Below are 14,566 nucleotides of genomic sequence, written 5' to 3'. Positions count from 1 at the left end.
GGGCTTGGCGACAAACGCAAGGGCCGGCACGCCCCATGCTCGGGGACGAGTTCCTGACTCTAAGGGGGATCGGGCTATGCCGGCCTTGCCTGTATCCACTCCGTGAACACAGAAATAAGCATACAAGGGGGCTGCGCCGCCTTGGGGCGGCCCGGCGGCGGCGCGGCCATTCTTGCGTGGGTTTTGCGATCTGGCGCGATGCTAGGCTCCCCACGCTGCGCACGCTTTGCGTGCTTGCTGCCCCCCGAGGGGGCTGCGCTGCCTTGGGGCGGCCCGGCGGCGGCGCGGCCATTCTTGCGTGAGTCTTGCGATCTGGCTTGAGGCTGGGCTTCCCAGGCTGCGCAAGCTTTCGCTCGTTTGCTGCGATCTGGCACGGTGCAGGGGCTTCCGCACCGCGTGCGCTTGCGCTCCGGCTGCTCGCGGAGCGTCTGCGTTCTTCCTTTACGCGGCCTGCGCCTTGGCCGAGGCGGCCAGGGCGGGATGCCACAGCGCGTCTTGCACGCGCCGCACGCCGGTTGCCATCGAGCCGTCCTGGTACAGCTTGATCCAGCGGTAGCCGGGTGCCATGTTGTCCACGACGTGTTTGCCGTCGCGGATGCTGAACTGGAAGCAGGTGGACGGCGTGGCCAGCATGCGCAGGTTGTGGCGGCGGCGGTCGAATTCGTGGTGCACGTGCCCCCACAGCAGCACGCGGACCTGCGGCCAATGCGTCAGGAGCTTGAACAGCGCCTGGGGGTTGTCGATCATCATCGTGTCGTGCCAGTGGCTGTCGATCTGCATCGGATTGTGGTGCATCGCGACCAGCGTGTGGCGGCCGGGCGCCGCGGCCAGCGCCGCCTCCAGCATGTCGAGCTGGCTGTCGGGCAGATGGCCCGCGTTGGAGCCCGGCACGGTGGTGTCCAGCGTCACGACGCGCCAGGCGCCCACGTCGGTTACCGGCGCGGACCATTCCGCCAGTTCCTGGCGCATCACGGCCGGCAGGTCGTGGTTGCCAGGCAGGCAGCGCACGCAGGCGCGGTCCAGCGCCGGGGCCTCGGACAGGATGCTGGCAAAGCGCCGGTAGGCCTGCGCCTCGCCGTCCTGGGACAGGTCGCCCGTGGCCAGCAGCAGGTCGGGATGGCGGCCGTCCGCCTCGATCTGGCGCAGCACGGCGCGCAGGCTGGCGTCGGTGTCGACGCCCAGCATCGCGGTGCCGGCTTCACCGAACAGATGGCTGTCGGTCACTTGGACCAGCATGGCGGGCGCGTCGTCGCGCCGGGTCAGGGAATGGATGCGGGCCAAGTGCCGCTCCTGAAAAGTTTGTGCGATTCCACATTACCCAAAAAACATGGCGCGGCGCGTATCGAGCCTCCGCATTGGGGTAACGAAACGTGCATTCTCTACGATTCTCTACAGTTTCCGGCCCGGATCGGAATAAAAAAGCCGCTATTCTTGTGAAACTTCTCACAAGCTTCAAGATCGGACGCGGCGCTACCCATGGATGTCGGTTTTCTCGTATTCGGCCTGGCCGGATTGCTCACGCTGGTCTGTTTCATGCCTCCCCTGGCCGGCCGCCTCAAGCTGCCGTACTCGGTGCTGCTGGCCATCGTCGGCTGCTTGCTGGGCATCATCGTGCACGTGCACGGCTGGGCGCCCAGCTGGATCGGCGACTTCCTGGACTCCCTGGAACGCTTCGAGATTTCGTCCGAAACCTTCCTGATGGTGTTCCTGCCGGTGCTGCTGTTCGAGACCGCGCTGTCCATGAACGTGCGGCGCCTGATGGACGACATCGGCCCCATCCTCATGATGGCCATCGTGGCCGTGGTGGTGTGCACGGTGGCGGTGGGCGTGACCCTGGACGCCATTTCGTCCTACGGCCTGGTGGTCTGCCTGCTGCTGGGCGCCATCGTCGCGACCACCGACCCGGTGGCCGTGGTCGGCATCTTCCGCGAGGTGGGCGCGCCCAAGCGCCTGACCACGCTGGTCGAGGGCGAGAGCCTGTTCAACGACGCCGCGTCCATCGCCTTGTATTCGGTGCTGCTGGCCGTGCTGGGCGGCCATGGCGAGCTGACCGCGAGCGGCATCTTCAACGATTTCATCGTGCACTTCATCGGCGGCGGCGTGGCCGGTTTCGCCATGGGGCGGCTGGCCTGCTTCCTGTTCGCCTGGCTGCGCGGCTTTCCCACCGCGGAAATCACGCTGACCCTGACGCTGGCCTATCTGTCCTTCTTCATCTCGGAGCACTACCTGAACGTCTCCGGCGTGGTGGCCACCGTGATCGCCGGCCTGGTGGTCGGATCCACGGGCCGCACCCGCATGTCGCCCACCACCTTCGAGTACCTCTCAAGCGCCTGGGAGCAATTCGGCTTCTGGGCCAATTCGCTGATCTTCCTGTTCGCGGCCATGCTGATCCCCAAGCTGATGGCGGCGGCGGACTGGCAGGAACTGGTGCTGGTGGCGGTGCTCTTCGTGACGACGCTGGTGGCCCGCGCCATCGTGGTCTTCGGCCTGTTGCCGCTGCTGGGCCTGACCCGGCTGGGCACGAAAGTCAGCAATCCCTACAAGGTGGTGATGCTGTGGGGCGGCTTGCGCGGCGCGGTGTCGCTGGCGCTGGCGCTGGCCGTCACCGAACAGACCGGTGTGCCCGAAGAGGCGCGCCAGTTCATCGCCGTCGCCACCACGAGCTTCGTGCTGATCACGCTGTTCGTCAATGGCATCAGCCTGCGCCCGCTCATCCGCATGCTGGGCCTGAACCAGCTGTCGCCGGTGGAGCGCACCATCCGCAACCAGGCCCTGGCGGTGGCGCTGGAAGACTTGCAGGGCAAGACGGACGAGGTCGCGCGGAGCGAACATATCGGCACGGAGGTCCGCGACCGCATCCGCGCCGTGTTCGACGCCAGCCTGACCAGCGTGCATGACGGCCAGGTCGGCCAGATGAGCGACGACCAGCGCGTCGCGGTGGGGCTGGCCATCGTCGCGCAGCGCGAAGAGGAAATGTTCTTCGACATCCTCAAGGCGCAGATTGTTGATTGGCGCATGGCCGAAACCCTGTTGGCGCGGGCGGAACGGCTGGAGGACGCGATCCGGCTGGGCGGCATTCCCGGCTTCGAGCGCGCCATCATCGCCGACGTGCGCTATTCCACGGGCTTTCGCCTGGCCCTGCGCCTGCACTACGTGTTCGGATTCCAGAGCTGGCTGGCGCGCGAGCTGGGCCAGCGCTTCGCCAACCTGATGAGCAAGCGGTCGGTCGCGCAGCGCCTGATCGCCTTCGCGCGGGAGCAGATCACGCCCCTGCTGGGCGAGGAGGCGACGCAGCGCATCGTGTCCCTGCACCAGCGCCGCCTGGACCTGATCGAGAACGCCATGCAGGCCCTGAACCTGCAGTATCCGTCCTACGCACAATGGTTGCAGGAAAGCTATCTGGGCCGCGTGGCGCGCGAAATGGAGCGCATCCGCTACCGCGACATGCTCGAACAGTTCCTGATCAGCGGCGAGGTCTACGCGGACCTGATGGCGCAATTGAAGAGCCGCTGGGCCCATATCGACAAGCATCCGCCGCTGGACATCGAAATGAGCGCGGCGGAGCTGATCAAGCGCGTGCCGCTGTTCGAGGGCCTGTCGGCCGATTCGCTGCGGGCCATCAGCAAGCTGCTCAAGCCGCGCCTGTCGCTGCCGGACCAGCGCGTCCTCACCAAGGGCCGCCATGGCGAAGAGATGTGTTTCGTGGCTTCCGGCGCGGTGGCCGTGCATCTGCCCGACAACACCATGATCGAGCTGGGCAGCGGCGAGTTCTTCGGCGAACTGGGGCTGCTGGGCGAACAGCAGATCGCCCCGGACGTGACCTCGCTGGGCTACAGCAAGCTGCTGATGCTGTCCTCGCGCGATTTCCACGCCCTGCTGGCGCGCGACGAGCATTTGCGCGAGCGCATCCAGCTGGTGGCCAAGCAGCGCCTGCGCGCGATCGAAGTGTGGAAGCAGTTCTCGCAGGCCAATGCGGCCCCGGCCCCGGCGCCCGCCCCGGCTTCGGCGCCCAGCCCTGCGCAGGCGGCCGAAGCGGCCGAGGCCGCGGGAGAAAGCCCGCGCGAGCGGCCCGATGCCGATCCGCCCCGCGAAGATTCGTCCCGCGATGACTCGACGCGCGACGACCCGCCGCCGGGCTCGGTGCTGGGCGAGCCCGGCGTGGTGCCCCGCTAGGCGGGGATTTCGCCGGCCGCGCGGCGCTGCATGATGTCTTCGACGATGACCAGCGCCGCTTCCAGCGTGAATTCGCCGTCCGCGATCCGGCGCACGGCCGTGGCCACGTCCACCGTGGCGATTTCCATGACTTCCCCGTCCCGGTTGGCGGGACGGGCATCGGGCGCCAGCACGCAGGTGCTGGTCAGGACGTCTTCGACCTGATAGCCCTCGGGCAGGCGCCGATGGATGCGCAGGATGGTGCGCAAGGGCGAGCGCCGCGCCAGGTCGGGCTCGTCCAGCCCCGCCTCTTCGCCGCATTCGCGCACCAGCGCCCATTCCAGGTCTTCGCGGCTGCCGGCCAGCCCGCCCACCAAGGTATCCCACATACCGGGATCGGTGGATTTGCTGAGGGCGCGGCGCGCGACCCACAGGCGGCCGTCGGGCGTCCAGGCGTTCAGGTGCACCGCCTTGGTGAGCAGGCCCAGGGGGCGCACCGCGGCGCGTTCGATCACGCCCAGGGGCTCGTCGCCATCCATGACATCCAGCAATTCATCGCGCCAGCCGCGCAAGCAGTTGGCTTCGCGCAACAGTTCCGCGGCCAGTTCGAGCAGGCCGTCGAGTTCCGCGCCCGGCTCCATGCCGCCGCCGATGCGCAGGGCCTCGCCGTCCGCGTCGATGCCGGCGGCGCCGCGCAAGGCGTCGCAGGCCGCGTGCGTGGCCCAGCCGCAGCGGCGCCCCGCTATATATAAAGCGCGCGCGCCGTCGGGCGCGGGCTCCTGGGCGCGTGCGCAAAGGGCGGCATACAAGTCGGACAACTGCTGAGGCATCGTGGAACCGTCGTGATGATGTTGCCGACGATTTTATGCCACCCGGTTTGCGGCGCGCGGTCAAGAGGGCGAGGCCAGATGGGGGCGGGGCCTATGAATTCAAGGGCACTAACTTACATCTGTTTGCGCGTCCGCTATAATCCGCCAGTTTCTTTGTGATTTCGAGTGGGAACGACAGGGGCCGCTCTATCTCCCTGCCTCGCCCTGCCATCTAATAATTGCGTGTTGCCCGTTTCCGGTGACTTCCGCCACTAGAGAACGGACCTACGCGCCGTGTTTCGAGGTAAGCATGAAGAAGTGGAGAGGGATACTGGGGGCTTGTGCGATGCTGATTGGCAGCGTGGCGGGTGCTCAGGTGCGAGACATGCCCGGCGGCCCGAAGGTCAATCAGCTCAACCTGCATGAGGGCGTGACGGCGATCTCGCGCGACATCATGTGGCTGCATTGGATGCTGCTCACGATCTGTATCGTGATCTTCATCGGCGTCTTTGGAGTCATGTTCTATTCCATCTGGGCGCACCGCAAGTCGCGCGGCCACAAGGCCGCGACCTTCCACGAGCACCTGGGCGTCGAAGTCGCATGGACGGTCATCCCGTTCATCATCGTCATCGCCATGGCGCTGCCGGCCACCAAGACCGTGGTCGCCATGAAAGACACCTCCAGCGCCGACGTCACCGTGAAGGTCACCGGCTACCAGTGGAAGTGGGGCTACGAGTACCTCGACGGCCCGGCCGCCGGCATCAAGTTCCTTTCCACGCTGTCGACCCCGCGCGCGCAGATCGAGAACCGCGAGCCCAAGGGCGAGTTCTACCTGATGGAAGTGGACAATCACCTGGTCGTCCCGGTGAACAAGAAAGTCCGCATCGTCCTGACCGCCGCCGACGTCATCCACTCCTGGATGATTCCCGATTTCGGCGTGAAACAGGACGCCATCCCCGGTTTCCTGCGCGACACCTGGTTCAATGCCGACAAACCCGGCATTTACCGCGGCCAGTGCGCGGAACTTTGCGGCAAGGATCACGCATTCATGCCCATCGTCGTGGAAGTTCTGGCGCAAGCCGACTACGATAAGTGGGTTGAAGACCAAAAGAAGAAGATGGCGGCGAACGCCGACGATCCCAATAAAGAGTGGACGGAAGCCGAACTGGTTGCTCGTGGCGAGAAGGTTTTCGCTGCAAATTGCGTTGCCTGTCACCAGGCCAACGGCAAGGGCATCCCGGGCAGCTTCCCGCCGCTTGACGGAGACAAGGTTGTTCTGGGCCCGAAGGCGGAACAGATCAACACCGTGCTGAAGGGCAAGCCCGGCACCGCGATGGCGCCATTCGGTGGGCAGCTCAACGATGTCGAGATCGCAGCGGTCATCAGCTATACGCGCCATGCCTGGAGCAATGCAGGCAAGGGGCAGGACCCGACGGTTCTTCCGAAGGACGTGATGGCCGCGCGCTGATTGCGCGCGTCCAGTTCCTCCACCGTTAGAACCGGTTCCGTTTAGTTAGAGATACCCTGCCGGCCCCGTGGATCGGGGGCGGCACTCAGCAGGAAGGAGTCCATCATGAGCAGCGTCACTGTAGACCACGTGTCGCCGGGCCACGGCCACGGTCACGATGACCACCATCACGCCATCCCCACCGGCTGGCGCCGCTGGCTTTTCGCCACGAACCACAAAGACATCGGGACGATGTACCTCATCTTCTCGTTCGTCATGCTGCTGGAGGGCGGCACGCTGGCCTTGCTGCTGCGCACCGAGCTCTTCGAGCCGGGCCTGCAGTTCTTCCGCCCCGAGCTGTTCAACCAGTTCACCACCATGCACGGCCTCGTGATGGTGTTCGGCGCGGTCATGCCGGCGTTCGTGGGCTTCGCCAACTGGATGATCCCGATGCAGATCGGCGCCTCCGACATGGCGTTCGCGCGCATGAACAACTTCAGCTTCTGGCTGCTGCCCGTGGCCGCCATCATGCTGACGGCGTCGTTCTTCGTGCCCGGCGGCGCCACCGCCGCCGGCTGGACCCTGTACGCGCCGCTGTCGCTGCAGATGGGCCCCGGCATGGACCTGGCGATCTTCGCGCTGCACATCATGGGCGCGTCGTCCATCATGGGCGCGATCAACATCATCGTGACCGTGCTCAACATGCGCGCGCCCGGCCTGACGCTGATGAAGATGCCGCTGTTCTGCTGGACCTGGCTGATCACCGCCTTCCTGCTGCTGGCCGTGATGCCGGTGCTGGCCGCCGCCATCACCATGGTGCTGACCGACCGCCATTTCGGCACGGGCTTCTTCAACGCCGCCGCCGGCGGCGATCCGGTCCTGTACCAGCACGTGTTCTGGTTCTTCGGGCACCCCGAGGTCTACATCATGATCTTGCCGGCGTTCGGCATCGTGTCGGCGATCGTGCCCGCGTTCGCCCGCAAGAAGCTGTTCGGCTACGCCTCGATGGTCTACGCCACCGCCTCCATCGCCGTGCTGTCCTTCATCGTGTGGGCGCACCACATGTTCACGACGGGCATGCCCGTGACCGGCCAGCTCTACTTCATGTACGCCACCATGCTCATCTCCATCCCCACCGGGGTGAAGGTGTTCAACTGGGTCGCCACCATGTGGCGCGGCTCCATGACGTTCGAGACCCCGATGCTGTTCTCGATCGGCTTCATCTTCGTGTTCACCATGGGCGGCTTCACCGGGCTGATCCTGTCGGTGGCGCCCATCGACATCCAGGTGCACGACACGTATTACGTGGTCGCCCACTTCCACTACGTGCTGGTGGCGGGCTCGCTGTTCGCCCTGTTCGCCGGCGCCTACTACTGGGTGCCGAAGTGGACGGGCCGCATGTACAGCGAAAAGCTGGGCAAGCTGCACTTCTGGTCCACGCTGATCTCGTTCAACGTGACCTTCTTCCCGATGCACTTCCTGGGCCTGGCGGGCATGCCGCGCCGCTACGCCGACTACGCGGGGCAGTTCACGACGTTCCACCAGATGGCCACCATCGGCGCGTTCTGGTTCGGCCTGTCGCAGTTGATCTTCCTGTGGGCGATGATCCGCTGCTACCGTGGCAAGGGCGACGTCGCCTCGGCCAAGCCGTGGGAAGGCGCCGAAGGCCTGGAATGGACGGTGCCCTCGCCCGCGCCCTTCCACACCTTCGAAACCCCGCCCGAAGTGAAGTAATCACGCTTTTCATGTTCCAGGTAGCACAGCAATGACACCCGAGCAGCGCCGCCGCAACAGAATCGCAGGACTGGTCCTGCTGGCTTTCGTCATCGCCGTGTTCGCCTGGACCGTGTTGCGCGGTTCGGCCCTGCTGTCCGGCGTCGCCGTCAACTAGGCGCGGGCCATGAGCGACGACCTCCGCGAAACCTCGCAGCGCAAGCTGAGTTTCCTTCAGACCATGAAGGCGGTGGCGTGGGGATTCTTCGGTGTCCGCAAGGGGGCGGGCCACCGGGAGGACGTCGCCAAGCTCAACCCGGTCCATGTGATCGTGGCGGGGCTGCTGGCCGCGGCCATCTTCGTTACTGTGCTGGTATTAATTGTGCGTTGGGCCGTTTCCAGCCTGACTTGAATCACTTAATTCTATAAATCTGTACCAGGGAGAAAGCCATGAGTGCAAGCCACTCGGTTCAAGGTAAAGAGGCACCGTACTATTTTGTGCCCGCCGATTCGGGTCATCCCGTGCGTACGGCCGTGGCGTTGCTGTTCATGGGGCTGGGCGCCGCGGGCTGGATCAACGGCGTCAGCTGGGCCAAGTGGTCCCTGCTGGCGGGTTTCATCGGCCTGATCGTGGTGCTGTACTTCTGGTTCGGCGACGCCATCCAGGAATCCGAGGCCGGCCTGAACAGCAAGCGCATCGACGGCTCCTACCGCTGGGGCATGAGCTGGTTCATCTTCTCGGAAGTCATGTTCTTCGCGGCGTTCTTCGGCGCCCTCTGGTACACGCGCACCATCACCACGCCGTGGCTGGGCGACATGGACCACCGGTTGATGCTGTGGCCCGACTTCCAGGCCGTGTGGCCGAACTTCGGCCCGGCTGGCGTGGTCGAGCACTTCCAGACCGTCGGCCCCTTCTGGCTGCCCACGATCAACACCGCGCTGCTGCTGAGCTCGGGCGTGACGCTGACCATCGCCCACCACGCGCTGCGCGAGAATCACCGCGGCAAGACGATCTTCTGGCTGCTGGCTACCGTCATCCTGGGCTTCGTGTTCGTGACCTGTCAGGCTTACGAATACCACCATGCCTATACCGAGCTGAACCTGAAGTTCAATTCGGGCGCCTACGGCTCGCTGTTCTACATGCTGACCGGCTTCCACGGCTTCCACGTGCTGCTGGGCGCCACCATGCTGACCGTCATCCTGATCCGCCTGATCCGCGGGCACTTCACCGCCGATCACCATTTCGGCTTCGAGGGCGCCGCCTGGTACTGGCACTTCGTGGACGTGGTGTGGCTGGGCCTGTACCTGTTCGTCTACTGGTTCTGACCGGTACGTGGTGAGCAGGATGGGTGTCGCGCGCGACACCCATCCTGCGGCCGAATTCCCGGGAACCTGCGTCCCGGCTGCCTATCTAAGGCCTGTGCTCTCGATCCAGCCCATGTGGTGGGCGAACAGCACGAAGAGGAACAGGGCCACGGAAAGTCCGATGCGTACCGTCAGCGCGTTGACCGTGCGGCTGGTGGTGCCCTTGTCCCGCATCAGGTAGACCAGGGCGGATGCCAAGCTGGCCAGAATACCGATAAAGGCCAGGACGACAAAAACACGCATGGTGGTCTCCGGACGAATCAGAGTTATTGAAGAAAGATGGCCCGACCGCATTCAACCCGCTACACGGTAGCCGCCTTGCTGCTGCTCGGCGCCGCCGTGATGATCCTGGCGTCGTTGGGGCAATGGCAATTGCGGCGTGGCGATGAGCGACGCGCCATTCTGGCGGCTATCGAGGCAGGCCGCAAGCAGGCGCCGCTGCAATTGACCCCCGCCACCGACCCCGCCGCCATGACCGCGTGGCGCGCCGCGCAGGCCACCGGCGTGTGGTTGCCACAATTCAGTGTACTGCTGGACAACCGCAACCAGGACGGCAAGCCGGGCTATTGGCTGGCCACGCCCTTGCTGCTGGATGCCGACGCGCGGCGCGCGGTGCTGGTGCTGCGCGGGTGGTTGCCGCGCGCCCTGCCGACGCCGGGGCAGGTTCCCGGCCAGGGGCCGGCGCAGCCGTCCTTGCCCGCCGCGCCCGAGGGCCCGCAGACGGTGACCGGAGAGCTCTCCTTGCGGGTGCCGCGGCTGTTCGAGATCTGGTCGCTGGGAGGATCGGACCAGTCCGTCCTGCCGGCGGCGCTGCCGGTGGCGGGCGGCGCCGTGCCGCAGGTGCAGAACCTGCCGCTGGACGCCTATGCCCAGGCCACCGGGCTGACCTTGCTGCCCACGGTGCTGCTGCAGTCCGGCAGCGGCGCGGACGACGGGCTGGTGCGGGACTGGCCGCAGCCGTCCGTGGATTTCCAGCAGAACACGTCCTATGCCGTACAGTGGTTCGCTTTCGCGTCGATTGCCGCCATCGCGTGGCTGGTGGTGCTGGGGGGCGCCATCCGGCGCATGCGGCGCCACGAGTCCGGCGGACCCCGGGCCTGACCCGGCGCCCACCCTCAACCCGCAAGACGACAGGATACAAAGTGGCTCGCGATCTTTCTTCTACCCAGCCCGCGCGCAAGCGCTCCTTGATGCCGATGTTGCTGGTGTTCCTGTGTTCGCTGGCGCCCATCGTCGCGGCCGTGGTGGTCTACATGAATCCGCAATGGTGGCCCGCGGATTCGAGCAATTACGGCACGCTGGTGAATCCGCAGCGGCCCATGCCCGCGGCCGGCGAGTTGCGCCTGACCACGCTGGACGGCAAGCCTTTCGACCTGCAGAGCCTGAAGGGCAAGTGGCTGCTGGTCGCCGCCGATGGCGGCGACTGCCCGGAAAGCTGCGCGCGCAAGCTCTTCATCACGCGCAACAGCCACGCCAGCCAGGGCAAGAACGTGGACCGGCTGGCCCGCGTCTGGTTCATCACCGATGATGCGCCGGTGCCCGACAAGGTGCTGGAAGCCTACAAGGGCACGGTGATGGTGCGCGCCAACCCGGACCAGCTGGCGCGCTTCCTGCTCGCGCGCGACGGCGCGGCCGGCCAGCCCGGCCTGCAGGACCCGATCTGGGTGATCGATCCCCTGGGCAACCTCATGATGCAGTACCCTGCCGAGGCCGATGGCGTGAAGGTGCGCAAGGACATCAGCAAGCTGGTCTATAACTCAAGGATAGGGTGACCCCCCCCCCGGAGCGCCTGCGGCGCTTCCCCCCCAGGGGGGCGCCGCAGCAGACCGGCGGAGCCGGATCTGCGCGGCCCTGATTGGCGTGGCGGCGTTTGCATGCGGGGGCATGGTGCTGGTGTGGCGGCGGAGGGCTGCTGGTTTTACGTGCCGCGCGATTCGCGCGGCGCGGCAGAGTAATGGTTTATGGAAATGGAACGCATCAAAGCGCGGTATCGCAAACTGGTTTTCTTCACTTGGTTCCTGACGCTGGACCTGATCATGTTCGGCGCGTTCGTGCGCTTGACGGACTCCGGCCTGGGCTGCCCGGACTGGCCCGGCTGCTATGGCAGCGTGACGCCGCTGGGCGCCATGGGAGACATCCACGAAGCGTCGCAGGCCATGCCGTTCGGCCCGGTCACGTTGTCCAAGGCCTGGATCGAAATGATCCATCGCTATGTCGGCGCGATCCTGGGCATGCTGATCATCGCCATTGTCTACATGGCCTGGCGCTACCGGAGCCAGCTGGGCCGTTCGCCCAGGCTGGCCATCGTGACGCTGATCGCCGTGTGCGTGCAGGGCGCCTTTGGCGCCTGGACGGTGACGCACAAGCTGATGCCCGTCGTCGTGACCACGCACCTGGTGTTCGGCCTGTCGGTGCTGGCGCTGATGACCTGGCTGTCGTCGCGAGAGCGCCCGCATCTGGCCGTGGCCGCGGCGGCCGCGCGCTGGAAGCCCTGGGTGGCGGGGGGCTTCGCGCTGCTGCTGGTGCAAGTGACCCTGGGCGGCTGGGTCAGCACCAATTACGCCGCGCTGGCCTGCATGGACTTCCCCATGTGCCACGGCGCGTGGGTGCCTGAAATGGACTTCCACGGCGGTTATTCGATCATCCGGGCCCTGGGCGAACTGCCGTCGGGCGAGATGATCTCCCAGCCCGCCCTGACCGCGATCCACTGGGTGCACCGCAACTTCGCCTTCGTGGTGTTCCTGTACCTGGGCATATTGGCCTGGCGCCTGCGCGCCGAACCCGGCCTGCGCGGGCCGGCCACGCTGATGCTGGCGCTGCTGGGCGCGCAACTGCTGACCGGCCTGACCACGATCTTCTTCCAGTGGCCGCTGTTGATCGCGGTGTTGCACAATGGGGGCGCTGCCGGCCTGACCCTGGCCGCGGTGGTGTTGATGGTGCGTTTGTCCACGGCAGGGCGCCCGCCCGCCGGGGGCTGCGGCCCCAATTCGGTGCACGTTTAAAATAGGGCCCACTATGACCAGTATTGCCGCTCCTCAGCCCGGATTGTTCCGCCAGTATTTCGTCCTCACCAAACCGCGCGTGACGCAGTTGGCGGTGTTCTGTGCCGTGATCGGCATGTTCCTGGCCGCGCCGGGCATCCCGGACATGCGCCGGGTGTTGTTCGGCACCCTGGGCATCTGGCTGCTGGCCGCGGCCGCTTTCGCCATCAACTGCCTGATCGAACAGGAAATCGACGCCCGCATGTTGCGCACCGCGCGTCGCGGCACGGCGCGCGGCACGATTTCGGCGTTCCAGGTGCTGAGCCTGTCGGGCCTGCTGGGCGGCGCGGGCATGTTCGTGCTTTATCACCTGGTCAACCCCCTGACGATGTGGCTGACCTTCGCCACCTTCGTGGGCTACGCGGTGATCTACACCGTCATCCTCAAGCCGCGCACCCCGCAGAACATTGTCATCGGCGGCCTGTCCGGCGCCATGCCGCCGGCCCTGGGCTGGGCCACGGTGGCCGACTCGGTGCCGGCCGAAGCCTGGATCCTGGTCCTGATCATCTTCATCTGGACGCCGCCGCACTTCTGGGCGCTGGCGCTGTACCGCAACCACGATTACGCCAAGGCCGGCCTGCCCATGCTGCCGGTGACGCATGGCAACCAGTTCACGCGCCTGCACATCCTGCTCTACAGCGTGGCGCTGGTCGCCACCACGCTGCTGCCCTACGCCATCCGCATGAGCGGCGAGCTCTACCTGGTCTCGGCGCTGGCGCTGGGCGGCATGTTCGTGTCGTATGCCTGGCGCCTGTACCGCGCCTACAGCGACGAGCTCGCGCGCAGCATGTTCAAGTTTTCCATTCTTTACCTGGCGCTGCTCTTCGGCGCCCTGCTGGCGGACCACTGGGTCGGCCTGTTGCGCTGATTCCCTGGAGGTTGTCGATGTCCGTGTTTTCCGCCAGCCGCCGGCTGGCCTTGCGCCTGGGCGCAGCCGCCGCCTTCACCGCCGCCCTGGCCGCCTGCGGCGAGAGCGCGCCCACGTTCAAGGGCAGCGACATCAGCGGAACCCAGCTGGGCCGCGGCATGGAGCTGTCCGACCACAACGGCAAGGCGCGCCAGCTGTCCGACTTCGCGGGCAAGGTGGTCGTGGTGTTCTTCGGCTTCACGCAGTGTCCCGACGTGTGCCCGACCTCGCTGGCCGAGCTGACCGAAGTGATGAAGAAGTTGGGGCCGGACGCCGAGCGCGTCCAGGTGCTGCTGATCACGGTGGATCCCGAGCGCGATACCCCCGAAGTCCTCAAGCAATACGTTACCGCTTTCGACCCGCGCTTCCTGGGGCTGACGGGCACGCCGGACCAGGTCAAGAAGGCCGCGGCGTCGTTCAAGGCCTACTACGCCAAGGCGCCCACCAAGGACGGCAACTACACCATGGACCACACGGCCGCCTTCTACCTGCTCGACGGCAAGGGTGAATCGCGCGTGCTGGCCAACAACAACATCGGCGTCGACGCGTTGGCGCACGACATCCAGGCGTTGCTGAAGCAGTAGGGCTTACTTGCCCGCCGCGGCGGCCCAGCCGTCGAGGGCGGCGCGGGCCTGCTCGCCGAGTTCGGCGGTGGCGATCTCGCGCCGGTGGGCCATGATCATGAGGGCGTAGGGGGTCGCGAGGGCGGCCGCCTCGGGGCAGAGGCGGCATTCGTCGCTGACGGACGGCGAAACGTTGCGCCAGTAGTTGATCGCCTGTTCGAGCAGGGGCAGGGTGACGGAATCCATGCGCCTATTGTCCACGATTGGCCCGGGCTGTCCACCGCGGCCGCGCAGCAAAGAAGCGTCACCATCGCAACATGCCGAAACCGCGCTCGGGTGCTATACCACTGCCGGTTAGTTACGATGGAGCATCGTCATGAGTACCTCTACCCGAATCGACACCCCGCGCCGCGGGCTGCATCCGCTGGTCGCGGCCGCCGCGGTCGCCGTCATCGTCATGTGCTCGGTGGGCGTGGCTGCCGTGCTGGGATGGTTGCCTACTCCTTCGGCCAATCCGCATGCCGAGGAAGCCGTGGCCGAGGCCGGCCCGGAAGACGCCAACCTGGCGC

At 66.2% G+C, this 14,566-nt stretch carries 15 protein-coding genes and 1 pseudogene; 12 read left to right on the top strand and 4 right to left on the bottom strand.

Annotated elements, in window-relative coordinates; translation table 11 throughout:
* Positions 1 to 441: 441 nt before the first annotated feature.
* Positions 442 to 1,281 (bottom strand): 3',5'-cyclic-AMP phosphodiesterase, encoded by an 840-nt coding sequence (gene cpdA / locus ADE01S_RS30440; RefSeq protein ID WP_062685496.1) that lies wholly within the window; start codon positions 1,279 to 1,281, stop codon positions 442 to 444.
* A 195-nt stretch (positions 1,282 to 1,476) separates the two neighbouring features.
* Here cpdA and ADE01S_RS30435 point away from each other — a divergent pair, with 195 nt between their 5' ends.
* Positions 1,477 to 4,173, top strand: a complete 2,697-nt coding sequence (locus ADE01S_RS30435) for a cation:proton antiporter (protein ID WP_062685495.1) — start codon at positions 1,477 to 1,479, stop codon at positions 4,171 to 4,173.
* On the opposite strand, the gene ADE01S_RS30430 is transcribed toward ADE01S_RS30435, so the two are convergent.
* Positions 4,170 to 4,982: an NUDIX hydrolase gene (locus tag ADE01S_RS30430; RefSeq protein ID WP_062685494.1), complete on the bottom strand. Its 813-nt coding sequence runs from the start codon at positions 4,980 to 4,982 to the stop codon at positions 4,170 to 4,172. The two genes, ADE01S_RS30435 and ADE01S_RS30430, sit on opposite strands and share 4 nt — an antisense overlap.
* 289 nt (positions 4,983 to 5,271) lie before the next feature.
* Between ADE01S_RS30430 and coxB the strand changes: the two genes are divergently transcribed.
* From coxB to ADE01S_RS30410, 5 genes are all read left to right on the top strand, one after another.
* Positions 5,272 to 6,429: a cytochrome c oxidase subunit II gene (gene coxB, locus ADE01S_RS30425; RefSeq protein WP_062685493.1), complete on the top strand. Its 1,158-nt coding sequence runs from the start codon at positions 5,272 to 5,274 to the stop codon at positions 6,427 to 6,429.
* Between the two features lie 105 nt (positions 6,430 to 6,534).
* On the top strand, positions 6,535 to 8,142 hold the full coding sequence (gene ctaD / locus ADE01S_RS30420; protein WP_062685492.1) for a cytochrome c oxidase subunit I: 1,608 nt from the start codon (positions 6,535 to 6,537) through the stop codon (positions 8,140 to 8,142).
* Positions 8,143 to 8,173: 31 nt separating this feature from the next.
* The gene (locus tag ADE01S_RS31995; RefSeq protein ID WP_217279645.1) at positions 8,174 to 8,299 is read left to right on the top strand and encodes a cytochrome oxidase small assembly protein; all 126 of its coding nucleotides are present in this window, start codon (positions 8,174 to 8,176) and stop codon (positions 8,297 to 8,299) included.
* Positions 8,300 to 8,308: 9 nt separating this feature from the next.
* On the top strand, positions 8,309 to 8,533 hold the full coding sequence (locus ADE01S_RS30415) for a DUF2970 domain-containing protein (RefSeq protein ID WP_013390978.1): 225 nt from the start codon (positions 8,309 to 8,311) through the stop codon (positions 8,531 to 8,533).
* 38 nt (positions 8,534 to 8,571) lie between these two features.
* The gene (locus tag ADE01S_RS30410; RefSeq protein WP_062685491.1) at positions 8,572 to 9,447 is read left to right on the top strand and encodes a cytochrome c oxidase subunit 3; all 876 of its coding nucleotides are present in this window, start codon (positions 8,572 to 8,574) and stop codon (positions 9,445 to 9,447) included.
* An 81-nt stretch (positions 9,448 to 9,528) separates the two neighbouring features.
* Here the strand turns inward: ADE01S_RS30410 and ADE01S_RS30405 are convergent, their stop codons facing one another.
* On the bottom strand, positions 9,529 to 9,729 hold the full coding sequence (locus ADE01S_RS30405) for a twin transmembrane helix small protein (protein ID WP_006224570.1): 201 nt from the start codon (positions 9,727 to 9,729) through the stop codon (positions 9,529 to 9,531).
* 36 nt (positions 9,730 to 9,765) lie between these two features.
* Between ADE01S_RS30405 and ADE01S_RS30400 the strand changes: the two genes are divergently transcribed.
* The 5 genes from ADE01S_RS30400 (at position 9,766) to ADE01S_RS30380 (ending at position 14,018) form a co-directional block, all read left to right on the top strand.
* Complete coding sequence (locus tag ADE01S_RS30400; protein ID WP_062685490.1) at positions 9,766 to 10,587, top strand: SURF1 family protein; 822 nt, start codon at positions 9,766 to 9,768, stop codon at positions 10,585 to 10,587.
* An 89-nt stretch (positions 10,588 to 10,676) separates the two neighbouring features.
* On the top strand, positions 10,677 to 11,258 hold the full coding sequence (locus tag ADE01S_RS30395; protein ID WP_062685498.1) for an SCO family protein: 582 nt from the start codon (positions 10,677 to 10,679) through the stop codon (positions 11,256 to 11,258).
* Positions 11,259 to 11,453: 195 nt separating this feature from the next.
* Positions 11,454 to 12,488 carry a COX15/CtaA family protein gene (locus tag ADE01S_RS30390; protein ID WP_062685497.1) on the top strand — a complete coding sequence of 345 codons (1,035 nt, stop codon included), beginning with the start codon at positions 11,454 to 11,456 and terminating at the stop codon, positions 12,486 to 12,488.
* Between the two features lie 13 nt (positions 12,489 to 12,501).
* A complete protein-coding gene (cyoE, locus tag ADE01S_RS30385) occupies positions 12,502 to 13,395 on the top strand; it encodes a heme o synthase (RefSeq protein ID WP_062685489.1) in 894 nt (297 codons plus the stop codon).
* A gap of 17 nt (positions 13,396 to 13,412) precedes the next feature.
* Positions 13,413 to 14,018, top strand: a complete 606-nt coding sequence (locus ADE01S_RS30380; RefSeq protein ID WP_062685488.1) for an SCO family protein — start codon at positions 13,413 to 13,415, stop codon at positions 14,016 to 14,018.
* 3 nt (positions 14,019 to 14,021) lie between these two features.
* Here the strand turns inward: ADE01S_RS30380 and ADE01S_RS30375 are convergent, their stop codons facing one another.
* A complete protein-coding gene (locus ADE01S_RS30375) occupies positions 14,022 to 14,243 on the bottom strand; it encodes a DUF3717 domain-containing protein (RefSeq protein WP_062685487.1) in 222 nt (73 codons plus the stop codon).
* Between the two features lie 130 nt (positions 14,244 to 14,373).
* Here ADE01S_RS30375 and ADE01S_RS30370 point away from each other — a divergent pair.
* Positions 14,374 to 14,566 (top strand): annotated as a pseudogene (locus tag ADE01S_RS30370) (glycine zipper 2TM domain-containing protein); the annotation flags it as partial.

Origin of the sequence: Achromobacter denitrificans NBRC 15125 (assembly GCF_001571365.1) — a bacterium.
In the GTDB taxonomy this organism is placed as follows: Bacteria; Pseudomonadota; Gammaproteobacteria; order Burkholderiales; family Burkholderiaceae_B; genus Achromobacter; species Achromobacter denitrificans.
Note: the sequence above shows the minus strand (reverse complement) of the source record. Positions and strands in the feature narration are given on the sequence as shown.